This window comes from Leclercia sp. (genome assembly GCF_036780805.1).
Classification (GTDB): domain Bacteria; phylum Pseudomonadota; class Gammaproteobacteria; order Enterobacterales; family Enterobacteriaceae; genus Enterobacter.
Genome location: NZ_DAIQCE010000001.1, coordinates 204,214 through 230,073, shown reverse-complemented (window position 1 = coordinate 230,073; position 25,860 = coordinate 204,214). Strand labels below are relative to the sequence as shown.

The following is a 25,860-nucleotide window of genomic DNA, read 5'->3' as shown; positions in this document are numbered from 1 at the left end:
TATAGTTACTTCTGACTTTCTACCCGTGCTGATAGCCGCCACCCAGCGCGGAGGTGAGTTGCAGCGTGGCATCGATATACTGCCCCTGCAGCGTCAGCCCGGCGAGGTGTTCCTGCAGGGCGGGTATTCTGGCCTCGCTGACCCGGGTCCCGGCGATAATCCCCGCCCGGTAACGCGCCTGCGCCAGCGCCACCACCCGCGCGGCATTGGCCTCAACGCTCTGCTGATGCTGATTTTTCTCGATTAACGTTTCTACTTCGCTGGCGGTGCGGGTCACCTGATTCACCGCCTCCACCACCGCTTTGTTGTAGTTGGCAACCGACAGATTGCTCTGGGCCTGGGCGATATCGAGATTCGCATTCAGGCGTCCGCTATCAAAAATCGGCAAGGTCAGACCGGCGGTGACGCCCATCTGCTGCGCCGAGGAGCGGAACAGATCGCTCAGGTGCAACGCATCCTGCTGGAGAAACGCCATCAGGTTCACGTCGGGATAAAACGCTGCTTTCGCCGCATCCACCTCATGCAGGGAGGCCTCGATAACCCAGTGGGCTTCCTGCAGATCGGGACGTCGGGCCAGCAGTTCGTAACCCAGCGAAGAAGGCAGTTTCGTTTCGACAGAGGGTAAGGCGTGCGGGATGAGGGTTATCGACGGTGTGTTAGTCAGGGCTTCCAGACGCGCGGCAATGGCTTTCATCTTGCCGTTCACCTCTGCCAACCGCTCCTCGGTTTTGCTGGCATTGATATCGGTTTCGACCCCTTCTACGGACGAGGTGATGCCATGCTGGTACAGCTCCTGATCGGTGCGAATAATATTCCCCTGCTCCTGCATGATGGCGGTTAATACCTTCCCGGCCGCAGCCTGAGTCTGCCACTCCCAGTAGAGACGCGCCACGCTGGTAGCAAGCAGCTGGCGGGTCTGCTGCAGCTCCGCCTGCTGCGCGTTGACTTTGCCGATGCGGGCCTCAACCTGGGCGCGGTTTTTACCCCACAGATCCAGATCCCAGCCAGCGGTTACGCCAAAGGTGCCGTTGGTGTACCAGGGGCCGGTGGTGCCAGCCGCCGGATCGGTGACCGCAAAGGGCCCCATCAGCCCTTCGGCTGACATTTTTTGCCGTTCAGCATCGGCAGAAAAATTTATTTCCGGGCCCCCGTCGGCGACCGCCATTTTGGCCTGGGCTTCGGCAAGGGCAATGCGCTGCCGGGCAATTTGCATATCCGGGGCGTCGGCCTGCGCTTTGACGATCAGGGCAGTCAGCTGCGGATCGTGGAAATCCTCCCACCACGCATTTTTTGGCCACTGCCCGGCCGGCAGTCCGGTCTCTATTTTTGCGGCAGGGATCTGTTGATTAAGCGATGCTGCGGTATCGTGCTGCGGCGCACAGGCAACCAGAAAAAGGGAAAGAGGCAGGCAGAAGCCATAAAAACGTGAAGGTTTCATTAGAGTATTCACATAAAAAAGAAGGCTGCAAAATACGCCCGCAGCGCTTCATTTTTTTAGGAATCGGTGGCAATCCACAATTTGTCATACCTTTACACAGATAGAAAAGACGCCCGGTTTTGCCGGACGCCCCTGCGGTCATCAGGCTTTCAGCGAAGCGCCCTTGGTCGCAATGACTTCCTGATACCAGTAAAAACTCTTCTTGCGGCTGCGCGCCAGCGTGCCTGCCCCGCTGTCGTCGCGATCGACATAGATAAAGCCGTAGCGTTTCGACAGCTCCGCTTTGGAGGCGCTCACCAGATCGATCGGCCCCCAGCTGGTGTAGCCCATCACCTCCACGCCGTCGTCAATCGCCTCGCGCATCTGCACCAGATGGTCGTTGAGGTAGCTGATGCGGTAATCATCCTGCACCACGCCGTCGGCGTCCGGCTTGTCCTTCGCCCCCAGACCGTTCTCGACGATAAACAGCGGCTTCTGATAGCGATCCCAGAGCACGTTCAGCAGGGTACGCAGGCCCACCGGGTCGATCTGCCAGCCCCACTCTGAGCTGGCCAGATGCGGGTTAGGCACCATATTCAGAATATTGGCGCGCGCCTGCTGGTTCAGCGCGTCGTCGGTAGTGACACAGCCGGTCATGTAGTAGCTAAAGGAGATAAAGTCGATGGTCGATGTCAACGCCTCGCGATCGGCATCGGTTATCTCAAGCTGAATGCCGTTGTCGCGGAAGAAGCGCAGCATATAGCCCGGGTACGCCCCGCGGCACTGCACGTCGCCGAAGAACTGCCAGGCGCGGTTCTCCTGCAGGGCTTCCAGCACGTCGTCCGGCTTGCAGGTCAGCGGGTAGACCAGGCCGCCCAGCAGCATGTTGCCGATTTTCGCGTCCGGGATGATCTCGTGGCAGGCTTTCACCGCCAGCGCGCTCGCCACCAGCTGATGGTGGATCGCCTGATAGACCTCCGCCTTGCTGCTGCTTTCCGGCAGGCCAACGCCGGTCATCGGCGCGTGCAGGGACATGTTGATCTCGTTAAAGGTGAGCCACAGCTTCACCTTGTGCTGATAGCGGGTGAAGACGGTGCGGGCATAGTGCTCGAAGAAGCCAATTACCTGACGGCTGCCCCAGCCGCCGTACTGCTTCACCAGCCCCCACGGCATCTCGTAGTGGGAGAGCGTCACCAGCGGGGTGATGTTGTGCGCCGCCAGCTCGTCAAACAGCCTGTCGTAGAAGGCCAGACCGGCCTCGTTCGGCTGCTGCTCATCGCCGTTCGGGAAGATACGCGTCCAGGCAATGGAGACGCGCAGGCAGCTGAAGCCCATCTCGGCGAACAGTGTGATGTCCTCCGGGTAGCGATGATAGAAATCGATCGCCACGTCTTTGATCCCGCTATCGCCCGCCACGCGCTCCACCACCGGGCCAAACACCCCCTGCGGCTGAACGTCAGAGGTGGACAATCCTTTACCATCGTCCAGATAAGCCCCTTCTACCTGATTCGCGGCAACCGCGCCGCCCCATAAGAAATCGTCCGGGAAAGTTTTCATTTGGTTCTCCTGTTATTAATGGCTTACGCAAAGCAACGGCGCGCCGGCCTGGACGGCGGTCGCCGCCACGGTCGCGACATCGCGGTAGTCGTCGCTGTTGCTGATAATAATGGGGGTCGCCAGATCGTATCCGGCATCAAGAATCGCCTGACGGTCGAACTCCAGCAGCAGATCGCCCGGCTGGACTTTGTCACCCACCTTCACGTGGGCGGTAAACGGCTTGCCGTCGAGCTTCACGGTGTCGATCCCAACGTGGATCAGCACTTCGATGCCGCTGTCGCTCAGCAGGCCAATGGCATGTTTAGTGGCAAAAATAGAGGCGACTTCCCCGGCAAAAGGGGCAATCACTTTGTTATCAGCAGGAATAATCGCCGCGCCCTGACCGAGCAGACCGCTGGCGAAGGTGGTATCCGGCACCTGGTCCAGCGCCAGCACCGTACCGCGCATCGGGGAGAGCACCGTGTCTTCATCGACGTTAGCTGCTACAGGGGCAGTGGCCGGACTGGCGGGCATGCCGGCAATCAGGGTCAGAACGCAGCTCAGCACCAGCGCCACCACGATGCCCGCAATCCCGCCCCACAGCGTGGCGTCCACTCCGCCCGGGGGGATCATCTGCGCGATGGTGAAGACATTGCCGAAGCCAAAGGAGTAGACGTGGGTGTCGAAGAAACCGACAATCGCGCCGCCGACCGCCCCCGCCACGCAGCCAAAAATAAAGGGACGACGCAGGGGCAGGTTCACGCCATAGACCGCCGGTTCGGTGATACCGAATATCCCGGCCGTGACCGAGGAGCCCGCCAGCATTTTCAGCTTTGTGTCGCGGGTGCGCAGGAATACGCCGAACGCGGCCCCCACCTGGCCCATCACCGCCGGGAGCAGCATCGGCAGCATGGAGTCGTGGCCCAGCACGGCGAGGTTATTGATCATCAGCGGCACCAGCCCCCAGTGCAGGCCGAAGATAACGCACACCTGCCACACCGCACCCATCGCCGCGCCCGCCAGCCACGGTGCCAGAACGTAGATCCACTGGTAGCCGTTCGCCAGCATCTGACTGAGCCAGGTGGCCACCGGGCCGATCGCCAGAAAGGTGAGCGGCACCGTGACGCCGAGGCAGATCAGCGGGGTGAAGAAATTTTTCATCGCCGATGGCAGGCGTTTGTTGCCCTGCCTCTCCAGCCAGCAGCTGACCCAGGCGGCAAGAATGATCGGAATGACCGACGCGCTGTAGTTAAACCAGGTCACCGGAACGGCGAGGAAAGCATTTGCCACCGCGCCCGCCTGCTGGCTGGCCTCGAAGGCCTGAATCATGGTCGGATGCACCAGCGCCCCGCCAATCACCATGGTGATAAACGGGTTGCCGCCAAACTTTTTCCCGGCGGTGTAGCCCAGCACCAGCGGGAAAAAGAAGAACAGCGCGTCACTGGTGGCAAACCAGATTTTGTACGTGCCGCTGTCGGTGGTCAGCCAGCCGCACACCACGGCCAGCGCCAGCATCCCTTTCAGGATCCCCGAGGCGGCGAGGACACCGATAAAGGGGGTAAAAATGCCGGAGACAATGTCGATAAGCTGGCCGCCGAGGCTGGTTTTTTCGCCTTTATCCACTGCGGCGGCAGGCGCGTCATCAGCCAGCCCCGCCTCCTGGCACACCGCCAGCCAGACGTCGTGGACGTGGTTGCCAATCACAACCTGGAACTGGCCGCCGCTTTCGACCACCATGATCACGCCGGGATGTGTCTTCAGCCCTTCGGCATCCGCACGCTGAGCGTCTTTCAGTTTGAAACGCAGCCGGGTCGCGCAATGAACCAGGCTGACAATGTTCTCTTTGCCCCCAACGTGGCCGAGAATATCCTTCGCCAGTGCTTGATATTCCATCTCTGTTTCCTTCTTCTCTGCCCGCAGGCAGGGTTTGACTGAGTCGTAAAAACAAAAAAACCCGAGAACGACGCCCTTTCGGGTGCCGCGCTCAGGTTTTGCCTGCACAGTGCAGTAACAATCCGTTGGTGGGGGCTTAGCGCCCCTCTTTTCTCACACGCTCAATATGAATGGTGAGAAACATAATCTCTTCGGTGGTCAGTTCGCGCTGATAACTCTTTTGCAAATGCCGGGCAATCTTCTCAGCGCACACCCAGGCTTTGCCGTAGTTCTCTTTAACCGCCGAGTGCAGCGAGGCATCGTCATCCGCAACCACGGTGCGGGTCAGCATCCGCTGGGCGAAAAACTTCAGATGGGTGACGAAGCGCTGATAGCTTAGCGACTCCTCGTCATACTCCAGCTGTAAGCTGTATTTCACCAGCTGCAGGATCTCCTGCATCACCCGGGTGACGTGCATCACCTCCGGCATCTCGCTGTGCAGCTGGGCAGTGACCAGATGCAGCGCGATAAACCCGGCTTCATCTTCGCCCAGCTCGACGTCAAGCCGTTTAGCGATGATGGCCCGGGCCTGCTGGCCCAGCTCAAACTCTTTCGGGTAGAGCCGCTTAATGTCCCACAGCAGCACGTTTTTGATTCCCAGCCCCTTCTTCTGCCGCTCAATCGCAAAGTAGCAGTGGTCGGTTAAGGTGATGTACAAACTCTCCTGCAGTTTTCCCAGCCGCTGCGTCGCCAGCCCGATAATGCGGTCGCAGGTGGTCATCACTTCCAGCGGGATCTGGCTGAGTAACTCCCCCAGCCGCTGCACCAGCTCGTCGCTTTGCAGGGCAAACACTTTCTCGATGTTCTCTTTCGGGACCCGATCGCCAGGGTGCTTTTGAAAGGCCAGCCCACGGCCCATCACCACCTGTTCGCGCCCCTGTTCATCCAGAACAACCACCACATTGTTATTCAGTATTTTGGCGATTTTCATTCCATGCCCCAGAAACAAAAAAACCTGACCTCCGGCAGATGCCAGAAAATCAGGTTTTGCCTGCCGCAGCAGTAACAATCCAGTTAGCGCACTTTACCAGTTTCGTTCGATGCCACAATGCGCCCCGCTAAAAAACGTGACGCAGATCGACGTTGGCTTATTTTGACTGAATGACCCGGGCGATCTCCGCCGAGGATTGCAGGGCGCGGATCTCCTGGAACAGGTCCAGCGCGTCGTCGTACTCTTTACGCAGATAGCTCAGCCACTGCTTGATGCGCGCCACGTGGTACAGGCCGGTGTCGCCCTGCTTTTCGAGGCGGGTGTACTTCTTCAGCAGCGTCACCACCTCCGGCCAGGGCATGCGCGGCTCATTGTATTTGATCACCCGGCTGAGGTTTGGCACGTTCAGCGCCCCGCGCCCGATCATGACTGAATCGCAGCCGGTCTCCTTCATACAGGCCAGCGCGCTTTCGCGATCCCAGATTTCGCCGTTAGCCACCACCGGGATGGTCAGCCGCTGGCGGATCTCGCCAATGGCCTGCCAGTTAATGCGCTCGGCCTTGTAGCCATCTTCTTTGGTGCGGCCATGCACCACCAGCTCGCTGGCGCCCGCCTGCTGGACGGCATCGGCAATTTCAAACTGCCTGTCGCCGCTGTCCCAGCCCAGACGCACCTTCACCGTGACCGGCAGATGAGAGGGCACCGCCTCGCGCATCGCTTTCGCGCCGCGGTAGATCAGCTCAGGATCCTTGAGCAGCGTAGCCCCCCCGCCGCTGCCGTTGACCATTTTCGATGGACATCCGCAGTTCAGGTCCACGCCCCAGGAGCCCAGCTCCACGGCGCGGGCGGCGTTTTCCGCCAGCCATTCGGGATATTGTCCCAGCAGTTGAACCCGCACCAGGGTGCCGGAGGGAGTGCGGCTCTGGTGATGCAGCTCCGGGCAGAGTCTGTAAAACGATTTTACCGGCAACAACATATCCACCACCCGCAGGAATTCGGTGATGCAGTGGTCATAATCGTTAACGTCGGTCAGCAGCTCACGCACCAGCGAATCGAGCACGCCTTCCATCGGTGCCAGTAATACACGCATATCAGTACCCGTAAAAAAAGACGCGCTATAGTAGCCGCTCCCGCCAAAGGTGGGAAGCGTCGTGCAGGGTTGCGGTTTTAATCAGGGAGGGTCTCTTCGGGGCGCAGGGTGAGTACCTCAAAACCGTCTGCCGTTACGGCGATGGTGTGTTCCCATTGCGCAGAGAGCTTTTTGTCCCGGGTGACCACCGTCCAGCCGTCCTTTTTGGTTTTAATGCGGCTGTCGCCCTGATTGATCATCGGTTCGATGGTAAAGACCATCCCCTCCTGCAATACCGGGCCTTCGCCGGGTTTGCCGTAGTGCAGGATCTGCGGCTCTTCGTGCATCTCCTTGCCAATGCCGTGGCCGCAATACTCCCGTACCACGCTGTAGCCGTGACTTTCGACGTATGACTGAATGGCGTGGCCAATATCCCCCAGCGTCGCGCCCGGCTTGACGGCTTTAATCCCCTTCCACATCCCCTCGTAGGTCGCTTTCACCAGCCGGCGGGCCAGGGGCGAAACCTCACCAATGAGATACATTTTACTGGAGTCGGCGATCATGCCCGCGTTTTCGAGGGTAATGTCGACGTTAACGATAGAGCCCGACTTAAGATGCTCCGACTCCTTCGGGATCCCGTGGCAGACCACGTCGTTCACCGAGGTATTCAGCACGTAAGGGTAGTCATACTGCCCTTTGCTGGCCGGGCGGGAGTGAAGCTGCTCGACGATAAACGCCTCTGCGCGGTTGTTGATCTCCATGGTTGATACGCCAGGCTTAATAAACTCGTCCAGCATGGTGAACACGGAAGCCAGCAGTTCACCCGCGTGGCGCTGGCGGGCCAGCTCATCGGCGGTTTTAATAACAATTGTTGGCATTGATTACCTCAGGTATTGGGTGGCACCGGATTTCAGTATCCGTTTATCCGCCGATCGTATCTTGCCCGCGTCACAATGTCTCCTGCGGTTTGGGGAAATGCCCAAGGTTCCAGAAAGTAATGTCTGGTATGCTCAAAAGTCATGATGTGATCCGTAGCACGTTTCCGGTTTTAATTGTATGATGAATGCGTTCCATTAAGGACTTTCACCATGAAGAAATCACTGTTCGTTGTCTGGCAATACCTGCGCGCCTTCATCCTGATTTACGCCTGCCTGTACGCGGGGATCTTCCTCGCTTCCCTGCTGCCCATCACCATCCCCGGCAGCATTATTGGCATGCTGATCCTGTTTGTGCTGCTCGCGCTGCAAATCCTCCCGGCAAAATGGGTTAAGCCCGGCTGCTCGGTATTAATCCGCTATATGGCGCTGCTGTTTGTGCCGATTGGCGTGGGGGTAATGCAGTATTACGACCTGTTGAGCGCCCAGTTTGGTCCGATATTTGTCTCCTGCACTATCAGCACGCTGGTGGTGTTTTTAGTGGTGAGCTGGAGCACCCATCTGGCGCATGGAGAACGTAACGTGGTTGGACAGAAAGGACAGAAAAAATGATGGCCAATATCTGGTGGTCGCTGCCGCTCACCGTGGCGGTGTTCTTCGCCGCCCGCAAGCTGGCAGTGCGCCTGAAGTTCCCGCTGCTTAACCCCCTGCTGGTGGCAATGGTGGTGATTATTCCTTTCCTGCTGTTGACCGGCATTCCCTACGCGAAATATTTCCAGGGCAGCAAGGTGCTCAACGATCTGCTCCAGCCTGCGGTGGTCGCGCTGGCGTTTCCGCTGTATGAGCAGCTGCACCAGATCCGCGCCCGCTGGAAGTCGATCATTACCATCTGCCTGGTGGGCAGCGTAGTGGCGATGATCACCGGCACTTCGGTGGCGCTGCTGATGGGGGCAACCCCGGAAATCGCGGCCTCTATTCTACCTAAATCGGTGACCACCCCGATCGCGATGGCGGTGGGCGGCAGTCTCGGCGGCATCCCGGCGATCAGCGCCGTGTGCGTCATTTATGTCGGTATTCTTGGGGCGGTATTGGGCCATACGCTGCTGAACGCCATGCGCATTCACACCAAATCTGCCCGTGGCCTGGCGATGGGTACGGCGTCGCACGCCCTCGGTACCGCCCGCTGCGCGGAGCTGGATTATCAGGAAGGGGCATTCAGCTCCCTGGCGCTGGTGATCTGCGGGATCATGACCTCACTGATTGCACCGTTCCTGTTCCCGATTATTCTGGCGGTAATGGGCTAAAATTTGCGACGCGTCGCGCATTTTTCATTTGAGTTTCATAAGTTGCACACATAATGAGATCTTAGTCACATATAAAGCCCTGACGGCTCCGTACACTACCGATCCATTAACCTTTATGAGGCAACGCCATGCATCCACGTTTTCAATCAGCTTTCGCTCAGCTTGCAGAGAATTTGCAGTCAGCCCTGGCCCCGGTTCTGGCGGATGCACACTTCCCCGCCCTGCTGACGGCTGAACAGGTCACCGCACTGAAAGGTGCCACCGATCTGGATGATGACGCGCTGGCCTTTGCGCTTCTGCCGCTGGCGGCGGCCTGCGCCCGCGCTGACCTCTCCCATTTCAACGTTGGCGCCATTGCGCGCGGCGTGAGCGGCACCTGGTACTTCGGCGGCAATATGGAGTTTCTCGGGGCGACCATGCAGCAGACGGTGCATGCGGAACAGAGCGCTATCAGCCACGCCTGGCTGCGCGGTGAAAAATCCCTGCAGGCCATCACCGTGAACTATACCCCCTGCGGCCACTGCCGCCAGTTTATGAACGAGCTTAACAGCGGATTGCAGCTGCGCATCAACCTGCCGGGCCGCGATCCGCATACCCTGGCGGATTACCTGCCGGACGCCTTCGGACCGAAGGATCTGGAGATTAAATCTCTGCTGATGGATGAGCAGGATCATGGCTACGATGTCAGCGGCGACGCGCTGGCTCAGGCCGCTATCCTCGCCGCCAACAGGTCGCATGCGCCGTACAGCAACTCCCCGAGCGGGGTGGCGCTGGAGTGCCGCGATGGCCGACTTTTCACCGGCAGCTATGCCGAGAACGCCGCCTTTAACCCGACGCTGCCGCCGCTGCAGGGCGCACTGAATCTGCTCAGCCTCAACGGTTACGACTACCCGGATATTCAGCGTGCCATCCTGGCGGAAAAAGCCGATGCTTCACTGATCCAGTGGGATGCTACCGCGGCCACGCTGCGCGCCCTGGGTTGCACCAGCATCGACCGCGTGCTGCTGGCGTAAGCCTCTGATGCGGGCAGCAATGCCCGCACAATTGATGAAAATCCCCCCAATTAAACCGCCGTTTCTTGCGCTTACCAGACGGGTAAAGTAGCCTGAGTGAAATTTCACCTTTGGTACGAGTCATCTGTATGTTAAAGCGCATGTTTTACAGCCTGGTTGCCCTGATCGCCATCGTGCTGCTGACTGCGCTGGGCCTCGACCGCTGGATGAGCTGGAAAACAGCCCCCTATATCTTCGACGACCTTCAGGACCTGCCCTACCGCCAGGTTGGCGTGGTGCTCGGCACCGCCAAGTATTACCGCACCGGGGTGATCAACCAGTATTACCGTTACCGCATTCAGGGCGCACTCAACGCCTACAACAGCGGCAAGGTCAACTATCTACTATTAAGCGGCGATAACGCCCTGCAGAGCTATAACGAGCCGGTCACCATGCGTAAAGACCTGATTGCCGCAGGCGTGGATCCAGCGGATATCGTGCTCGATTACGCCGGTTTCCGAACCCTCGATTCGATTGTCCGCACCCGTAAGGTATTCGATACCAACGATTTCATCATCATCACCCAGCGCTTCCACTGCGAGCGCGCGCTGTTTATTGCCCTGCATATGGGTATTCAGGCGCAGTGCTATGCCGTCCCGTCGCCGAAAGACATGCTCACCGTGCGGGTGCGCGAATTCGGTGCCCGCCTGGGTGCGCTGGCCGATCTCTATGTCTTCAAACGCGAACCACGATTCTTAGGCCCGCTGGTGCCGATCCCGGCGATGCTGGAAGTGCCGGAAGATGCCCAGGGTTATCCGGCGGTAACTCCAGAGCAGCTGCTGGAGATGCAGAAGAAGAAATGATGCCCCCTGAATTTAATGTGGTCTATGGCACACATTAAATCCTCCAGCGCCCAATTATGAGTGATATAAGTTACATTAACTGGAAAATTGCTGGTTAATGCGTAATATTTTACTCATACGGGAATCAGGAGACGATAATGGAGTCATTAACCCTACAGGCGTGGTTGCGCAGCGAATGGCAAGACATTGCAATTGTCACTTTCCCTTATAGCGATAATGACGACTGGCGAACCACAGAGGTCAACTATCTCTCTGATTACGCGATCGATTTTCTTGACTACGACGATCACCATGCCGTCTCACTAAATTATCCTGTCTCCCTCTACTTTAACGATCAGGGTAAGCCCGGCTGGCTGAGATTCCTGGATGACATTATCCCAAGCGGCGCGAGTCGTCGTTACTGGGTGAACTATCTCGACATTAACGATCTGCCCGTTGGTCAGCAAAATTTTATCTTGCTGAAATATGGCACGATGTCTCCTGTGGGTAACTTTCGCATTAAAGAATCCGTTCCCGATTATTATCCGCGTGCGGAAGCGCACTATTTTACGGTAGAAGATGTTATTAACCGCGCCGCCGATTTTCTCGATTATGCTCAGGAGAGAGGTGCCGCAGCTGGTGGGGCAACAGGTGCTGGTGGGGAAGCGCCAAAATTATTGTTACGTTGCAGCAAAGAACAACGAATCTGGATCGATACCTGGCAAAATAACCCTGATAACCAGGACAGTTATTATTTGGTTAAGTACCCCCGGGGGGCAAGGAACGAAATCGACTGCAATATATTGAGAGCTGAATTTCATTATTATCATGAGCTAACAGCAATGGGGTTCAGCACTATACCCACAGAAGGAATGAAGCTAACAGAAGGTCGCAGCTACCCTTCTTTATGGCTTCCCCGTTTTGATATCGCCAGAAATGCGCAAGGGGAGTTAATCAAGCTGGGGATGGAATCTGTCTATTCTCTGCTGCAAAAGGGGCCTGGCGTTACGCTCGATCATGAAACGACCATCCGCACATTAATCGACAAAATCATACGCAGTAATATGTGTCGCGAACAGGGATATGATTTTGATATCCCCGCCTTTGTCATTGAATGGGTTCGCCGCGACCTGCTGAATATTTTGTTCGGCAACAGTGATAATCACGGTCGCAACACCGCTTTTATCAAAACGGAAAAGACCCTTTATCTGGCACCGATATACGATTTTGCCCCGATGAAAGCAGACCCGGAAGGGATACCACGCTCGACAAAATGGGCATCACCCTATGAATCAGGTGGTGATTATGATTTCACCGGCATCGCTCAGGCGCTGTCCGATCTCGTTCCCGTCCCCCAACTGCTCGCGGCATTACAGGAAACATCAGCGCAGCTTGTTGGGCTTAAAGCACGCTTACAAGAACGTGGTGTACCAGAGCAGATTCTTGAGATGCCCGCCACTGGCTTCAACTTTATTGCCGATAAACTGACGCGCTGGAAATTGCTATGAAATCTTCTGATAAGAAACAGTCAGACCTGAGTGCCACGCTGGCAAATCTACGAAGCCGCAATCAGCGTCTTCCTTCTTCTCCGCTTCCCGAAGCGGATAAAGCGCCCTTAACAGGGTCAGGCAGTCAGCGATTTTCCCGCAATAAATCCCGGGTTAACACGCTGGAGCGTAAATCGGTGATGAATGCCATTATCCGCGATCTGTTGCTGGGGACTGTTACGCAAGGCCAGGCATTGAAGCGACTCAGGATCGAGGTTTTGGGCCTGCGGCAGGATGATTATGCTCGTCTGGTGAAGGTGGCGCGTAAGACGTTATCAGAAGTGGAAAATGATAAAGGCAATTTTTCTGCAGAGATGATTAATAAGGTCTTTAAACCGTTCGGGCTGGAAACCGGGCTGGTACCCACCTCAAAATCACTTATCGTGTCGCTGTTAGCGAATGAACCACAATAATCATAAAAAAACCCGCTGGTGATAAGCGGGTTTTTTGTTATCACAAATCTTACTTTTTACGCGCGTACTTCAGGGAGTCCAGCGCAACGGCGAAGATAATAATCGCGCCTTTAATAATGTACTGCCAGTACGGGTTCACGCCGATATAGGTCAGACCGTAGTTGATCACGGTGAAGATGATCACACCGGTTACCACGCCGAGAACGGTACCCACACCACCGCTGAAGGACACGCCACCCACGACGCACGCGGCAATCGCATCCAGCTCATACATAAAGCCGAGGTTGTTGGTGGCAGAGCCGATACGGCCCGCTTCCAGTAAACCACCGAACGCGTAGAACACGCCGGACAGGGCATAAATCACCAGCAGGTTCAGCGCCACGTTAACACCGGAGACTTTCGCCGCTTCCGGGTTACCGCCGATAGCGAAGATGTTCTTACCGAAGCGGGTTTTGTTCCACAGCACCCAGACAAACGCCACTGCAATCAGGGCGTAGAAGGTGATGTAGGAGAGGCGGAAGCTGCCCAGCGCGATAAAGCCCTGCGCAAAGGTGGAGAACCCGCTGTCGAAACCGGAAATCGGCGATGCCCCCACGAAGTCGTAGTACAGGGAGTTAATACCGTAAACGATGATCATCGTACCCAGAGTGGTGATGAACGGCGTAACGTTCAGGTAAGCGATGATAATACCGTTAATCAGACCAATAACCGCACCGATAACGCAGACAATCAGGACCACCAGGATAATGGGCATGGTCGCCATTTCCGGGAACACCTTGTTGGCGTTTTCCATCGACTGTAGAAGCGTTGCCGCGACAACCGCAGCCAGACCGACCTGACGACCGGCTGACAGGTCAGTACCCTGGGTGACGATCAGACCCGCCACGCCCAGCGCGATAATAATACGTACCGAAGACTGCGTCAGAATGTTACTTAAGTTCAGCAGACTTAAGAATGTCGGATCCTGGAAAATAATAATGGCCAGCAAGACTAAAAGAACAACGTAAATACCGCCTTCTTTCAGATAAGTAAGGAAACTTTTCTTATTTAACGCACTCATGTGGAGCCCCTAAGCTTAAAGGTGCAAAGACGCAAGACGCAAAATTTCGTTTTGCGTTGTCGTTTTGGTTTCAACAATTCCGGCAACGAGACCATTGCTCATGACCAGAATACGATCGGTGATCCCTAACAATTCCGGCATTTCGGACGAAATAATAATAATCCCTTTATCTTTCTTGGCTAATTCAGCAATCAGCTGATAAATCTCAAATTTTGCGCCGACGTCGATACCACGGGTCGGTTCATCCAGCATCAGAATTTCAGGCTGGGTTAACAGCCAGCGGCCAATAATCACCTTTTGCTGGTTACCACCGGAGAGCGAGCCAATTTGCGTGCGATGTCCTGGGGTTTTTACGCGCATAGAGTCAATTACCCACTGGGTATCGCTTTTCATGCGGGAATTATCCAACAGACCGATTTTGTTTTTGTAATTATGAATATTAGAAATTAAGGAGTTAAAGTTAATATCCAGATAGGCATAAATACCGGTCGAGCGCCGCTCTTCCGTCACCAGCGCAAAACCGTGGTTAATGGCTTCGTTGGCGTTATGGTTATTGATCTTTTTACCGTGCAGGGTAATGGTCCCGCCGGATTTCTCACGAATCCCGAACAGGGTCTCCACGATATCGGTACGCTTGGCCCCGACCAGACCGGCAATCCCGAGGATCTCTCCTTTGTGCAGGTCGAAGGAGATATCGCGAATGGAAGGCTGGCGCAATGACGTCAGGTTGCGCACTTCCAGAATCACTTCGCCCGGCTTGTTCTCTTTGCTCGGGAAGCGCTGGTTCAGGGAACGACCGACCATCATGGCGATGATCTTGTCCATATCCAGCCCTTCCAGCGGCTGGGTGGCGATCCACTGGCCGTCGCGTAGCACTGTGATCTCATCACACAGCTGGAAGATCTCTTCCATTTTATGCGAGATATAAACGATGCCGCAGCCGCGATCCTTCAGCTTACGGATAATAGTGAACAGGTGGTTCACCTCTTTCTCCGTTAATGAAGAGGTCGGCTCATCCATAATCACGATTTTCGCGTTATAGGAGAAGGCCTTGGCGATTTCGATCATCTGCATCTGTGAAACTGATAACGTACCCACGCGCGCGCGCGGATCGATATCAATATCCAGTTCATCAAAAATCGCTTTGGTATCGCGATACATTTTGTCCTGATCGACAAATACGCCTTTGGTCGGATAACGACCCAGCCACATATTGTCCATAACAGAACGCTGAAGAACCAGGTTAAGTTCCTGGTGAACCATCGAAATACCGTTTTCCAGTGCCTCTTTGGCAGAATGGAAATCGATCTCTTTCCCCTGAAAAAGAATGCTGCCAGAATCTTTTGAATAGATCCCAAATAAGCATTTCAATAATGTTGATTTACCCGCACCGTTTTCACCCATTAAGGCGTGAATGGAGTGAGGCCGTACTTTTAAATTAACATTATCCAGTGCTTTAACACCGGGAAAAGACTTGTTGATACCGCTCATTTCCAACAAGTATTCACCGGACGACTGAGTCGTTGTGCTGACCATAATTATACCTTCTCGGCCTCGCGTCGCGTGATAAAAGGGCGCAGAAGCTGCGCCCAGTGGAATGCTAAAACTTATTTGCCGGTGAACTGCGACAGGTTTTCCTGATCTACGCCAACGTAAGGTACGCGAACAATTTTGTTGTCGATTTTCCAGTTGGTGCCGTCAGCAGCGCCTTTGCCGTCTGCCAGGTTTTTCGCCAGATCGAAGGTGGCTTTCGCCTGGTTGTTAGCATCGTTCAGCACGGTACCGGCCATTGCGCCAGATTTAACCAGTGCCAGCGCTTCTGGCAGAGCATCCACGCCAAATACCGGGATTGAGGATTTGTTGTGTGCTTTCAGCGCTTCTACTGCACCCATTGCCATCGCATCGTTGTTGGCGATAACCACTTCGATTTTGTTAGCGTTCGGGCCGGACAGCCATGCGTCCATCTTGTCTTTCGCCTGAGCGGTGTCCCACATAGCGGTATCTAATGCCAGCTGCTGGGTTTTCAGACCCTTGTCGTTCAGCTCTTTGATCACATAAGTGGTACGTGCTTCAGCATCCGGGTGGCCTGGCTCGCCTTTCAGCAGAACAAACTGAATCTGACCGTCTTTGTTCAGATCCCAGTTCGGGTTGGCCGCCCAGTGTTTGGCAATCAGGTCGCCCTGAATGATGCCGGATTCTTTGGAGTCGGTGCCCACGTAGAAGGCTTTGTCGTAGCTATCCAGCGCCTTACGGGAAGGTTCTTTGTTGAAGAACACGATTGGCACATTCTGGCCACGTGCTTTCTCAATAACGGTGCCTGCAGCCGCCGGGTCAACCAGGTTGATTGCCAGTGCTTTCACGCCTTTTGCCAGCAGTACGTCGATCTGGTCGTTCTGTTTGGACTGGTCATTCTGGGAGTCATTCATCAGCAGCTGCACGTCTGGCGCTGATTTACCCTCTTTTTCGATGGCCTTACGCACAACAGACATAAAGTTATCGTCGTATTTATAGATAGTCACACCAATACGGCTATCTGCAGCGTGCGCGGTTGCACCAAAAAGCATGCTTGCCATAACAGCAGACAGAGTCAACACCTTCTTATTCATGATATCTCCGGTTTTTATGCAGGGTAGTTCGTGTGAATAACGATCGGCGGGCAAATGTTAATGAAACGTTAATGCCGGCCGAAGTCCACTTATAAAATTTCTATCTTCCTTGGTCGGTAACGCTCCAGAATGCGTTTTTTTGGATGTTTAACGTGTCCTGACTATAGTGAAAGTGATTATTCACCGTTACATAACGTTTCAGTCACTAAAACGCTGACATCATAGACAGCGCATTGTTAACTTACTGTGAATTTACTCACAAATTGAAAACGGTTACATCACGGCGAATTATTAGTTAGTGATCGGTGCCACAATTTGCCGAATGGCAACCGAATGGCGACGCACTAAAGTCGGCATGAAACAGTGTGTTGCGTTGATATCCAGCTTCCCTGCGGCGCCCTGTAACGCCAGCTCCGTGGCCAGCCGCGCCATAGAGGCGATCGGGTAGCGCACCGTCGTCAGCTGTGGGTCGGTGTAACGGGCAATCGGGATATCATCGAAACCAATCAATGACAGATGCTGTGGCACCGCAATGCCGTTATCTTTCAGCGCCGTCAGCGCGCCTGCGGCCATGCTGTCGTTATAGGCAAAGACCGCGGTCAGCTGCAGGTTGCGCCCGAGCAGCTCCACCATGGCCGCTTCCCCGCCCTGCATGTCCGGCGCGCCGGTGCCGATCCAGCTGTCCGATGCGGCAATGCCCTGCTCCAGCAAGGCTTTCTGCCAGCCTTCACGCCGCATTTCGTCATCTTCAATGCGGTGGCTTGATGCAAGATAGCCGATGCGCTGATGGCCGTTATTCACCAGCATCCGCGTCGCCATCATCGCTCCGCTGACGTTATCAAGGCAGACGCAGCGGTGGGCATAGCCGGGCACGATGCGGTTGATCAGCACCATGCCGGGGATCTGCTCCATCAGGGAAGAGAGCTCTTCATCGCTTAAGGCTTTTGAGTGCACAATCAGGGCGTTACAGCGCTGGCGAATCAACACCTCAATGGCATTACGCTCTTTTTCCGCCTCGTGATAGCTGTTGCCGATCAGCACGTATTTCTGGTGCTCCTGAGCGACCATGTCCACGGCTTTCACCAGGGCACCAAAGAAGGCATCCGACACGTCCATCACCACCACGCCGATGGTGTCGCTGACCTGGGTCGCCAGCGCCTGGGCGTTAGCGTTTGGCCGGTAGCCCAGCGCGGTGACGGCCTTCATCACGCTCTCGCGCGTCTCCGGACTGACCAGCGCGCTGTTGTTAAGAACCCGGGAAACGGTAGCGACAGAAACGCCCGCCTGACGCGCGACGTCACGAATGGTGATCATATTCACCATCCTTATTTAGATTGCAGCAACTCACAGACACCCCCTGTGTTTAGCAAGGTGACTATTCTGGCAGCGAGAACGGGAGGACTACGTGAAGAAGCTCACAAGGATGAAAACGGTTACATCCGTTTTGTTAATGATTGTGATCCAGATCGTTATCCGGATGTATTATTTGATGAAACCCCTGCAGCACGTGCGGTCAATTGTCGCCACAGCCACTCCAGCGGTCCCTGACGGAAATGACGCAGCCAGAAAACGGAGAACAGGATATTCACCAGCCAGATGGGCAGAACGAAGCCCAGCAGCTGCAGGCGATCGAACTGCATAAACAGGCCGAGGTGATAGAACAGAGTCGTGCAGATCAGTGTCTGTAGAAGGTAGTTGCTGAGCGCCATACGCCCCACGCAGGCTATCGCCATGACCAGCCGGAAACGGCAGAGCTGTGGCCAGAAGCCATACATCAGCGCGGCATAGCCTATGGTCTGAAACGGCGCGCTCAGCTCGCGCGGCGCCTGTAACAGAAACGCACACCAGCGATAATCCCAGCTCACATACCACTGGGCGATCACCGCCGGGAGATTAATCGCCAGACCGATCAGCACCAGCCACAGCCCGGTACGCCGGTAATGACGCAGGCTAAATTCGCCTTTCAGCCAGCCGGTACGCATCAGCGCAGCGCCGATCAGCATCATCCCCGCCAGCTGCCAGCCATACTGCGCGCCAAGCGCCAGCAGGCTGTTACCCAGCATATCGGCCCGGTTGCTGATGGCCTCCGCTCCGCCGCCCAGCTTCCAGTACTGCTCATACTGCAGGTTGGCCGCATCTGGCACCCAGGAGCGATTGGTGGAGCCGCCCGAAATCACTCCCAGCAGCAGCAGAATGGCAACGCCGATGACGAACAGCACCACCCCGGTATTGAAGAGATTTTTAATATCCTGCGCATCGCGGATAATGCGCCAGCAGATCAGCCCCACCAGCCCATAGGCCAGCAGAATATCGCCGTCCCAGAACAGCAGGCCATGAATAAAGCCGAGCAGGACCAGCAGCGAAAGTCGGGCCTGGATCCAGCGTTTACCGCGTTTCAGCAGCAGCTGAAGGCCAGCCCCGAACAGCAGGGCAAACAGAGTGAGGAATTTAACCTGGGCGAACAGATCCAGCACCGCCCATGTCCAGGCGTCGCTGAGGGTAATATCGCCATACCAGGCAGGATTGAGATAAGCGGCTTTCGGCAGACCGAAGCCGCTAATATTGAGCAGCAGAATACCCAGAATCGCGACGCCACGAACGAAATCCAGCGTGACATTTCTTTCCATGTATTCTGCCCTAACGATCAGTCGCGATGACGCACGGCGCGCAGGAACTCCTGACGGGTGTTCTGGCTTGATTTAAACAGGCCACCCAAAGAGGTCGTGGTGGTGGCGCTGGTCGCATCGCGAATGCCGCGCGCTTTCACGCAATAATGTACCGCATCAATGGAAACCGCCACGTTGTTGGTGCCAAGCAGCGTCTGCAGCGCGATGAGGATCTGCTGGGTTAAACGCTCCTGCACCTGCGGACGCTGGGCAAAGAACTGCACGATGCGGTTAATCTTCGACAGGCCAATTACCGCGTCCTTCGGAATATAGGCCACGGTCGCTTTGCCGTCGATGGTGACAAAATGGTGTTCACAGGTGCTGGTCAGGGTGATATCACGCACCGTCACCATTTCATCCACCTTCATTTTGTTTTCAATGACGGTGATTTTCGGGAAGTTGGCATAATCCAGCCCCGAGAAAATCTCATCGACATACATTTTGGCGATGCGACGCGGGGTCTCCATCAGACTGTCATCGCTCAAATCGAGATTCAGCAGCTGCATGATTTCGGTCATATGCCCGGAAATAAGACGTTTACGCGTTTCGTTGTCCAGATCCTGAACCGGTGGGCGCAGCGGGGTTTCGAGACCGTGTGCGACCAGCGCCTCGTGGACGAGAGCTGCTTCTTTACTCATTGATGACATTCTTTTCTCCTGCAGGTGCGGTGCTCTTCTGCCCTCCGTGGGGCAAAATGTGCACTCATTGTGCGTGAGGCGGCGAGCATAATCCAGTATTCACCGCGATAATTATTCCAATTGCCGTTACCTTTCAACCTGACGCTGCCAGACCAGCCCACCCGCCACGAAAAGGGCGACACCCGCAAGGCCCAGAGCGGGCTCCAGCTGCTGAGTAAGCCAGCTCGACAGCGCCGAGGTCATCGGGCCAATCAGCTGCCCGACCGCATAGCCGGTCGTCAGTAACCCGGCCATGTACCGCGTATGATTCGGTGCCAGCTCGCGCCCGTAGAGCAACGAGAGCTGCACCGCACATAAAAATCCGCCACCCACTAACAGCGCCCCGGTCACCAGACCGGCCATCCCCGGCAGCAGCCAGGCGGCAATCACCCCCACCGCCTGCAGCCAGAGCACCAGCGCCAGCCTGCGATTCGAGGTGGAGACATGGCGCAGGGCAATACTCAGGGCAATGCCCAGCACCGAGGCCACGCCGAACACCGGCCAGACAAACTGGGCAAACGCGCTGCCCGGGAAGCGCAGCGCCGCCATCTGCGACAAAAAGGTCGCCGGGAGGATGTAGCCAAATCCGGCGAGGCTGTAGCTCCAGACCAGACGACGCAAATTGCGGGTCAGCGTCAGCGGCTCCGGCGTGGTGCCCGGACGATGCAGCTGTCCGGCCCGCGGCAGATAGCGAGCCACCAGCGCGATCAGCACCAGGGCCAGCACGCCGTAGATTTGCCAGGCGGCGCTGGCCGACAACCCGTGCGCCTGGATCCATACCGCCAGCAGACCGCTGATAGTGATGCCTGCCCCCGGCCCGGCGAAGACCGCGGCACTCAGGCCCGGCTTGCCGAAATGGGCCAGCCGCTCGTTGGTCCAGGCGGCCACCAGCACCATCGACCAGCCGCTCATGCAGCCAATCACAAACCGCAGCAGCCCGTGGACCAGGGCGTTATCCGCAACGGCTGAGAGCAGGGTTAGCGCCACCGCGCCCACAATCCCCAGCCACAGACGGCCCTCGACAAACCGGTGCGCGCGCATGGCATCCCATGCCCCCACCAGATAGCCGAGATAGTTCATTGCCGCCACCAGCCCGGCGCTGGTCAGGGTCAGTTGCCCTGCCGCAATCATCAGTGGCACCTGTGGGGTAAAGGCAAAGCGCCCTATTCCCATCGCCACCACCAGAACCACAAATCCGCTGAGCGCGATACGCAGCGCCATGACCACTCCAGTTGTTAAAGTTTCGTAAATTCATGATGCAGGATATGTCGTTAATGCGGAAGTGAAAGTTACTCACGCGTTATTGAATTATCTGTATTATGACTTCCATCTCTCTATACACCCTTCCTGAAGGAGCCCTGCATGGAACTGCTCGAAGAGCACCACTGTTTTGAAGGTCGACAGCAGCGCTGGCGTCATGACTCGGCGGTGCTGAACTGCGCGATGACGTTCAGTATTTTTCTGCCCCCGGCTACCGGTGCGGCAAAACCGCCGGTGCTGTACTGGCTCTCCGGCCTGACCTGCAACGATGAGAACTTCACGACCAAAGCAGGTGCCCAGCGGGTGGCGGCGGAGCTGGGGATCGCTCTGGTTATGCCCGACACCAGCCCGCGCGGCGATGACGTAGCGGACGATGCCGGTTACGACCTGGGCAAAGGCGCCGGATTCTACCTGAATGCCACCCAGGAACCCTGGGCGCGGCATTACCGGATGTACGATTACCTGCGCGATGAGCTGCCGGCGCTGATCCAGGCGGAGTTCGCGGTGTCCGATCGCTGTGCGATCAGCGGCCACTCGATGGGCGGCCACGGTGCGCTGGTAATGGCATTGAAAAATCCGGGTAAATACGTCAGCGTGTCGGCCTTTGCGCCGATCGTAAACCCGTCCCAGGTGCCGTGGGGGCAGAAAGCGTTCACGAATTACCTGGGCGAGAATGCCGAGACCTGGCAGGCGTGGGACAGCTGTGCGCTGATGCTGGCCAGCCAGCCGGAACAGGCGATCCCAACGCTTATCGATCAGGGTGATGCGGATCAGTTCCTGGCAAGCCAGTTACAGCCGGCGGTGCTGGCGGAGGCCGCGCGCCAGAAGGCCTGGCCGCTGACGTTACGCATCCAGCCAGGCTACGATCACAGCTATTACTTTATTGCGTCGTTTATTGAAGATCATCTGCGCTTCCATGCGCAGCAGTTATTGAAGTAAGTGCGGCCTGATGCCCTCACCCCAACCCTCTCCCACAGGGAGAGGGAGCATATCGGTAGGCCGGGCAAGCGCAGCGCCGCCCGGCGGTTCTACAATCAGAACTGGTAATCCACCGCCATAAAGTAACGGCGGCCTTCTTCGGTGTAGCTGTAGTCGTCGCGGCTGAGATCTTTATCCAGCAGGTTCATGACCCCCGCACGCAGCTTGACGTTTTTCGTGGCCTGCCATGCGCCACCGGTGTTCCACACCACGTAACCGCCCGGCGTTGCGGCACCATCGGTGACGGTGCGTTTCTCACCCGTATAATTACCCTGCACATAGAAGGACCACGCCTGGCTTGCCTGCCAGTCAAGCGTGCCGTTGGCGGTATGGAACGGCAGCTCGGAGAGCGGCTTGTTCTCGCCGTTGCTGATATCACGCCCGTCGTTATAGGTGTAATTCAGCGTCATGCGCCAGTCTTCGGCAATCGGGAACTTCACTTCCGTTTCCAGGCCACGGATACGCGCCTTATTGACGTTGTAGTAGCGGAAAACCGGCTCGCCGTCGGCATTCAGTCCGACATAGTTCGGGTAGCCCTGCGCCTGATTAACATTCGCCGTACGCAGGATGCTGATGCGGTCATCCACGTCGTTCTGGAAGGCGGTGATGCTACCCTGCACACCCTCTAACCAGCCCTCTTCCCCGTTGTAGTAGAGGCCCAGTTCGAAGCTTTCGCTGGTTTCCGGCTTCAGGTCCGGGCTGCCGACGATTTCACAGGCACCACGGCAGGAGCCGGTGGTCCAGTCCGGGCTGAGCTGCAGCAGAGATGGCGCTTTGAATGCCGTCGCCCAGCCGCCTTTTACCGTCAGGGTATCGGTCGCGTTATAGACCAGATACGCACGCGGGCTCCAGTGGTCGCCGTAAGTTTCATGGTCATCCATACGCACGCCGGTGGTCAGCGCCAGCGGCTCGAAGATCCGCCATTCGTCTTCCAGGAACAGCGCATACTGGCTCGCCGAGGTCGTGCTGCTGCTGCCGCCGGTAATGTTCACCGGATCCTTCAGCTTGTCGTGACGCCATTCGCCGCCAAAGGTCAGGAGCTGGTTGATTTCGCCCAGCGGCAGAACGTATTTGCCGTCAATAGAGTTACTTTCGGAGGTGATGGGGTTGCTGTTGCCCGGATTCTTGTTATCGACCTTCTCGCCGTAGAATTTCAACTCGCTGTTGCCCACGCCCCAGCGCCCGTTGTGGCTCAGGGAGTAGTTCTGGCGCTCAAGGCGGTTCTGATCCAACGAGTCGGAATCACGATCCTGACGATCAAAGCCGTAGCCCGCGGTGAAGTCGTGGTTCTCGTTCGGGGTCCAGGCAAATTCCACGTTGGCATCGCGGCTGGTGAAGCCTTCGATGCGCGGAGTTTCCCCCGTGGCGCTGGTCGATGATGTCTGTGGATCGTCTTTATCGCGCTTCTGCAGGCTGCCAAAGGCTTTCAGGCCGAGGACGCCATCCACCAGCGGGCCGCTGGTATAGAACTGGCCGCCGTAGGTGTCGCCGCGATCGCGGTGCTCCTGAATGGTGCTGTCGGCGGTGAGGGTACCGGTCCATTTCTGGCCGATTTTTTTAGTGATGATGTTGACCACACCGCCCAGGGCATCGGAGCCGTAGAGGGAGGACATCGGCCCGCGCACCACCTCGATACGTTCGATGGCGTCAACCGGCACCCAGTTGAGGTCAAAGTCGTTATGGCGGAAAACGGCGTTGCGGGAGTTGACGCGCTTCCCGTCAACCAGGATCAGCGTGTAGCTGCTGTCCAGACCGCGAATACTGACGCCCTTACGGTTGTCCCCTTCGTCAGTTAACTGGACGCCCGGAACGTCTTTTAACACATCTTTCAGGTTCTGCACCGGCTTGCGCTGCAGATCCTGCTGGGTGATGACGCTGATACTGGCCGGGGCATCCTTCAGGTTTTGCTCGTTGGCCGAGGCGGTCACCACCATAGTGTCGCCAGATTCCGCCGCAACAACCGGCAGGGCCAGGGACAGAGCAGACGCACACAGCCCTCCCCGAACGAAGGGATTCAACCTAAACATTTACGATCTCCATGAGGTAAACACTACAAAATCAAACAGGTACTGCTCACAAGTGCTTTTTTATTAATATGCTAATGATAAGACAAACGATAACCATTATCAATTCAATTGTTAAAATTTATGTCAATTGTGCAGATTGTGGCAATAAAAAAACCCGCTCGAGTGAGCGGGTTTAAAGAGAGGCGTTGCGGTTATTTTTTAAAGCTATTCGGGAAGTCCATTTCGCTATAGCTGACAAACTTCGTGCCCTTCGCCAGCTTGTAGCCAAACCAGATGATCAGGAACAGCGGGATACCGATATAGGTCGCTGCCACGCCGCCCCAGTCAATGGTGTCGGCCAGGAAGGCTTCGTAGTTCTGACCCAAAGTAATGATCAGACACAGCACAAAGGCGAAGATCGGCCCCAGCGGGAAGAACCCGGAGCGGTACGGCAGGTTATTAATGTCGTAACCCTGCTTCACATAGCCGCGACGGAAACGGTAGTGGCTGATGGCGATACCCAGCCAGGCGATAAAGCCCGTCATCCCGGAGGTGTTCAGCAGCCACAGGTAAACCGTCTGGTTACCGAACATTGAGGTCAGGAAGCACAGGCAGGCAATCACGGTGGTGGCATAGAGCGCGTTACGCGGCACGCCGCCACGGGACAGCTTAGCGAAAATACGCGGCGCTTTGCCGTCGCAGGCCAGGGAGTAGAGCATACGGGTAGAGGCGTACATCCCGGAGTTACCCGCCGACAGTACCGCCGTCAGGATCACCGCATTCATTACCGCTGCCGCAGAGAGCAGACCGGCATGCTGGAACACCAGGGTGAACGGGCTGACGCTGATGTCTTTCACATCGTTACGCAGCAGGCTCGGATCGGTATACGGAATGATCAGGCTGATAATCAGGATCGCAAACACATAGAACAGCAGAATACGCCAGAAGACCTGGCGCACCGCGCGCGGAATGTTCTTCTCCGGGTTTTCGGATTCACCGGCAGCAATGCCGATAAGCTCCGTTCCCTGGAAGGAGAAGCCCACGATCATCGCCACGCCAATCATCGCCGAGAAGCCCCCGGCAAACGGTGCATCGCCAATGGCCCAGTTGCTCCAGCCCGCGGGTTCGGTGCCTTTAAAGATGCCAACAATCATCGCCACGCCGACGACGATAAAGATGATTACCGTCGCGACTTTGATCAGCGAGAACCAGTATTCCGCTTCGCCAAAACCGCGCACGGAGATGTAGTTCAGCAGGAAGATCACCCCGAGGAAGAGCGCGCTCCAGATCCAGCCCGGCGTATCCGGGAACCACCAGGTCATCACCAGCTGCGAGGCCACCAGATCCACGGCGATGGTCACCGCCCAGTTGTACCAGTAGTTCCAGCCCAGCGCGAAGCCGAAGCCTTCTTCCACGTATTTCTGACCGTAGGTGGAGAAAGAACCGGAGACCGGCATGTATGCCGCCAGTTCACCCAGGCTGGTCATCAGGAAGTAGACCATCAAACCGATCAGGATATAGGAAAAGAGCGCGCCGCCAGGGCCCGCTGCAGAAATGGTCGCCCCAGAGGCGACAAAAAGACCTGTACCAATAGAACCGCCAATGGCAATCATCGTCAGGTGACGCGCCTTGAGTTCGCGACGTAGCGCGGGCGCTTCTGTGGTTTTAGTTTCGGAAACCATATGAAAATGCTGTCCATTCAAAAAATGAGGCGCGATTGTAGCAGACGATCGCCAGCTCTTCCGGCAC

At 56.5% G+C, this 25,860-nt stretch carries 22 protein-coding genes; 7 read left to right on the top strand and 15 right to left on the bottom strand.

Features of this window, described 5'->3' with window-relative positions:
• Positions 1-19: 19 nt before the first annotated feature.
• The 6 genes from mdtQ to map all read right to left on the bottom strand — a co-directional run bounded on the left by mdtQ (position 20) and on the right by map (position 7,763).
• Positions 20-1,438 (bottom strand): multidrug resistance outer membrane protein MdtQ, encoded by a 1,419-nt coding sequence (gene mdtQ / locus V7Q49_RS00975; protein ID WP_333848863.1) that lies wholly within the window; start codon positions 1,436-1,438, stop codon positions 20-22.
• A 141-nt stretch (positions 1,439-1,579) separates the two neighbouring features.
• Positions 1,580-2,974: a glycoside hydrolase family 1 protein gene (locus tag V7Q49_RS00970; protein WP_333848862.1), complete on the bottom strand. Its 1,395-nt coding sequence runs from the start codon at positions 2,972-2,974 to the stop codon at positions 1,580-1,582.
• Positions 2,975-2,989: 15 nt separating this feature from the next.
• Positions 2,990-4,846, bottom strand: a complete 1,857-nt coding sequence (bglF, locus tag V7Q49_RS00965) for a PTS beta-glucoside transporter subunit IIABC (RefSeq protein WP_333848861.1) — start codon at positions 4,844-4,846, stop codon at positions 2,990-2,992.
• Between the two features lie 136 nt (positions 4,847-4,982).
• A complete protein-coding gene (gene licT, locus V7Q49_RS00960; protein WP_333848860.1) occupies positions 4,983-5,816 on the bottom strand; it encodes a BglG family transcription antiterminator LicT in 834 nt (277 codons plus the stop codon).
• A gap of 157 nt (positions 5,817-5,973) precedes the next feature.
• A complete protein-coding gene (gene dusC, locus V7Q49_RS00955; RefSeq protein WP_333848859.1) occupies positions 5,974-6,906 on the bottom strand; it encodes a tRNA dihydrouridine(16) synthase DusC in 933 nt (310 codons plus the stop codon).
• A 77-nt stretch (positions 6,907-6,983) separates the two neighbouring features.
• Positions 6,984-7,763 (bottom strand): type I methionyl aminopeptidase, encoded by a 780-nt coding sequence (gene map / locus V7Q49_RS00950; protein WP_333848858.1) that lies wholly within the window; start codon positions 7,761-7,763, stop codon positions 6,984-6,986.
• Positions 7,764-7,973: 210 nt separating this feature from the next.
• On the opposite strand from map, the gene V7Q49_RS00945 reads away from it, so the two are divergent.
• The 6 genes from V7Q49_RS00945 to V7Q49_RS00920 all read left to right on the top strand — a co-directional run bounded on the left by V7Q49_RS00945 (position 7,974) and on the right by V7Q49_RS00920 (position 12,858).
• The gene (locus V7Q49_RS00945; protein WP_333848857.1) at positions 7,974-8,372 is read left to right on the top strand and encodes a CidA/LrgA family protein; all 399 of its coding nucleotides are present in this window, start codon (positions 7,974-7,976) and stop codon (positions 8,370-8,372) included.
• A complete protein-coding gene (locus V7Q49_RS00940; protein ID WP_333848856.1) occupies positions 8,369-9,064 on the top strand; it encodes a CidB/LrgB family autolysis modulator in 696 nt (231 codons plus the stop codon). The genes V7Q49_RS00945 and V7Q49_RS00940 overlap by 4 nt, the downstream gene beginning before the upstream one ends.
• Positions 9,065-9,192: 128 nt before the next feature.
• On the top strand, positions 9,193-10,077 hold the full coding sequence (cdd, locus tag V7Q49_RS00935; RefSeq protein ID WP_333848855.1) for a cytidine deaminase: 885 nt from the start codon (positions 9,193-9,195) through the stop codon (positions 10,075-10,077).
• A 128-nt stretch (positions 10,078-10,205) separates the two neighbouring features.
• Complete coding sequence (sanA, locus tag V7Q49_RS00930) at positions 10,206-10,919, top strand: outer membrane permeability protein SanA (RefSeq protein WP_333848854.1); 714 nt, start codon at positions 10,206-10,208, stop codon at positions 10,917-10,919.
• Positions 10,920-11,056: 137 nt separating this feature from the next.
• Entirely contained in the window at positions 11,057-12,406 is a 1,350-nt protein-coding gene (locus V7Q49_RS00925) for a type II toxin-antitoxin system HipA family toxin (protein ID WP_333848852.1), read from the top strand.
• A complete protein-coding gene (locus V7Q49_RS00920) occupies positions 12,403-12,858 on the top strand; it encodes a helix-turn-helix domain-containing protein (protein ID WP_333848851.1) in 456 nt (151 codons plus the stop codon). Before V7Q49_RS00925 ends, V7Q49_RS00920 begins: the two co-directional genes overlap by 4 nt.
• Before the next feature lie 49 nt (positions 12,859-12,907).
• Here V7Q49_RS00920 and mglC read toward each other — a convergent pair whose 3' ends face one another.
• The 7 genes from mglC to V7Q49_RS00885 form a co-directional block, all read right to left on the bottom strand.
• Positions 12,908-13,918 (bottom strand): galactose/methyl galactoside ABC transporter permease MglC, encoded by a 1,011-nt coding sequence (mglC, locus tag V7Q49_RS00915; RefSeq protein WP_333848850.1) that lies wholly within the window; start codon positions 13,916-13,918, stop codon positions 12,908-12,910.
• Between the two features lie 15 nt (positions 13,919-13,933).
• Entirely contained in the window at positions 13,934-15,454 is a 1,521-nt protein-coding gene (mglA, locus tag V7Q49_RS00910) for a galactose/methyl galactoside ABC transporter ATP-binding protein MglA (RefSeq protein WP_333848849.1), read from the bottom strand.
• Between the two features lie 71 nt (positions 15,455-15,525).
• The gene (gene mglB / locus V7Q49_RS00905; RefSeq protein WP_333848848.1) at positions 15,526-16,524 is read right to left on the bottom strand and encodes a galactose/glucose ABC transporter substrate-binding protein MglB; all 999 of its coding nucleotides are present in this window, start codon (positions 16,522-16,524) and stop codon (positions 15,526-15,528) included.
• 291 nt (positions 16,525-16,815) lie between these two features.
• Complete coding sequence (gene galS, locus V7Q49_RS00900) at positions 16,816-17,838, bottom strand: HTH-type transcriptional regulator GalS (RefSeq protein WP_333848847.1); 1,023 nt, start codon at positions 17,836-17,838, stop codon at positions 16,816-16,818.
• A gap of 155 nt (positions 17,839-17,993) precedes the next feature.
• A complete protein-coding gene (gene yeiB / locus V7Q49_RS00895) occupies positions 17,994-19,151 on the bottom strand; it encodes a DUF418 domain-containing protein YeiB (protein ID WP_333848846.1) in 1,158 nt (385 codons plus the stop codon).
• A gap of 17 nt (positions 19,152-19,168) precedes the next feature.
• Positions 19,169-19,837, bottom strand: coding sequence for a GTP cyclohydrolase I FolE (gene folE, locus V7Q49_RS00890; RefSeq protein WP_333848845.1), 669 nt, complete (start codon positions 19,835-19,837; stop codon positions 19,169-19,171).
• Positions 19,838-19,954: 117 nt separating this feature from the next.
• On the bottom strand, positions 19,955-21,088 hold the full coding sequence (locus tag V7Q49_RS00885; protein ID WP_333848844.1) for a YbfB/YjiJ family MFS transporter: 1,134 nt from the start codon (positions 21,086-21,088) through the stop codon (positions 19,955-19,957).
• A gap of 141 nt (positions 21,089-21,229) precedes the next feature.
• Here V7Q49_RS00885 and fghA point away from each other — a divergent pair, with 141 nt between their 5' ends.
• Positions 21,230-22,066, top strand: coding sequence for an S-formylglutathione hydrolase (fghA, locus tag V7Q49_RS00880; RefSeq protein WP_333848843.1), 837 nt, complete (start codon positions 21,230-21,232; stop codon positions 22,064-22,066).
• Between the two features lie 95 nt (positions 22,067-22,161).
• Here the strand turns inward: fghA and cirA are convergent, their stop codons facing one another.
• Complete coding sequence (gene cirA / locus V7Q49_RS00875; protein ID WP_333848842.1) at positions 22,162-24,132, bottom strand: catecholate siderophore receptor CirA; 1,971 nt, start codon at positions 24,130-24,132, stop codon at positions 22,162-22,164.
• Between the two features lie 191 nt (positions 24,133-24,323).
• A complete protein-coding gene (locus V7Q49_RS00870) occupies positions 24,324-25,793 on the bottom strand; it encodes an amino acid permease (protein WP_333848841.1) in 1,470 nt (489 codons plus the stop codon).
• Positions 25,794-25,860 lie beyond the last annotated feature (67 nt).

Coding starts and splice junctions, on each gene's coding strand:
- mglC (WP_333848850.1), bottom strand. CDS start 13,918: ATGAGTGCGTTAAATAAGAAAAGTTTCCTTACTTATCTGAAAGAAGGC.
- V7Q49_RS00970 (WP_333848862.1), bottom strand. CDS start 2,974: ATGAAAACTTTCCCGGACGATTTCTTATGGGGCGGCGCGGTTGCCGCG.
- mglA (WP_333848849.1), bottom strand. CDS start 15,454: ATGGTCAGCACAACGACTCAGTCGTCCGGTGAATACTTGTTGGAAATG.
- cirA (WP_333848842.1), bottom strand. CDS start 24,132: ATGTTTAGGTTGAATCCCTTCGTTCGGGGAGGGCTGTGTGCGTCTGCT.
- mglB (WP_333848848.1), bottom strand. CDS start 16,524: ATGAATAAGAAGGTGTTGACTCTGTCTGCTGTTATGGCAAGCATGCTT.
- mdtQ (WP_333848863.1), bottom strand. CDS start 1,438: ATGAAACCTTCACGTTTTTATGGCTTCTGCCTGCCTCTTTCCCTTTTT.
- V7Q49_RS00925 (WP_333848852.1), top strand. CDS start 11,057: ATGGAGTCATTAACCCTACAGGCGTGGTTGCGCAGCGAATGGCAAGAC.
- licT (WP_333848860.1), bottom strand. CDS start 5,816: ATGAAAATCGCCAAAATACTGAATAACAATGTGGTGGTTGTTCTGGAT.
- map (WP_333848858.1), bottom strand. CDS start 7,763: ATGCCAACAATTGTTATTAAAACCGCCGATGAGCTGGCCCGCCAGCGC.
- V7Q49_RS00945 (WP_333848857.1), top strand. CDS start 7,974: ATGAAGAAATCACTGTTCGTTGTCTGGCAATACCTGCGCGCCTTCATC.
- bglF (WP_333848861.1), bottom strand. CDS start 4,846: ATGGAATATCAAGCACTGGCGAAGGATATTCTCGGCCACGTTGGGGGC.
- sanA (WP_333848854.1), top strand. CDS start 10,206: ATGTTAAAGCGCATGTTTTACAGCCTGGTTGCCCTGATCGCCATCGTG.
- dusC (WP_333848859.1), bottom strand. CDS start 6,906: ATGCGTGTATTACTGGCACCGATGGAAGGCGTGCTCGATTCGCTGGTG.
- V7Q49_RS00870 (WP_333848841.1), bottom strand. CDS start 25,793: ATGGTTTCCGAAACTAAAACCACAGAAGCGCCCGCGCTACGTCGCGAA.
- V7Q49_RS00940 (WP_333848856.1), top strand. CDS start 8,369: ATGATGGCCAATATCTGGTGGTCGCTGCCGCTCACCGTGGCGGTGTTC.
- cdd (WP_333848855.1), top strand. CDS start 9,193: ATGCATCCACGTTTTCAATCAGCTTTCGCTCAGCTTGCAGAGAATTTG.
- yeiB (WP_333848846.1), bottom strand. CDS start 19,151: ATGGAAAGAAATGTCACGCTGGATTTCGTTCGTGGCGTCGCGATTCTG.
- folE (WP_333848845.1), bottom strand. CDS start 19,837: ATGTCATCAATGAGTAAAGAAGCAGCTCTCGTCCACGAGGCGCTGGTC.
- V7Q49_RS00920 (WP_333848851.1), top strand. CDS start 12,403: ATGAAATCTTCTGATAAGAAACAGTCAGACCTGAGTGCCACGCTGGCA.
- galS (WP_333848847.1), bottom strand. CDS start 17,838: ATGATCACCATTCGTGACGTCGCGCGTCAGGCGGGCGTTTCTGTCGCT.
- fghA (WP_333848843.1), top strand. CDS start 21,230: ATGGAACTGCTCGAAGAGCACCACTGTTTTGAAGGTCGACAGCAGCGC.
- V7Q49_RS00885 (WP_333848844.1), bottom strand. CDS start 21,088: ATGGCGCTGCGTATCGCGCTCAGCGGATTTGTGGTTCTGGTGGTGGCG.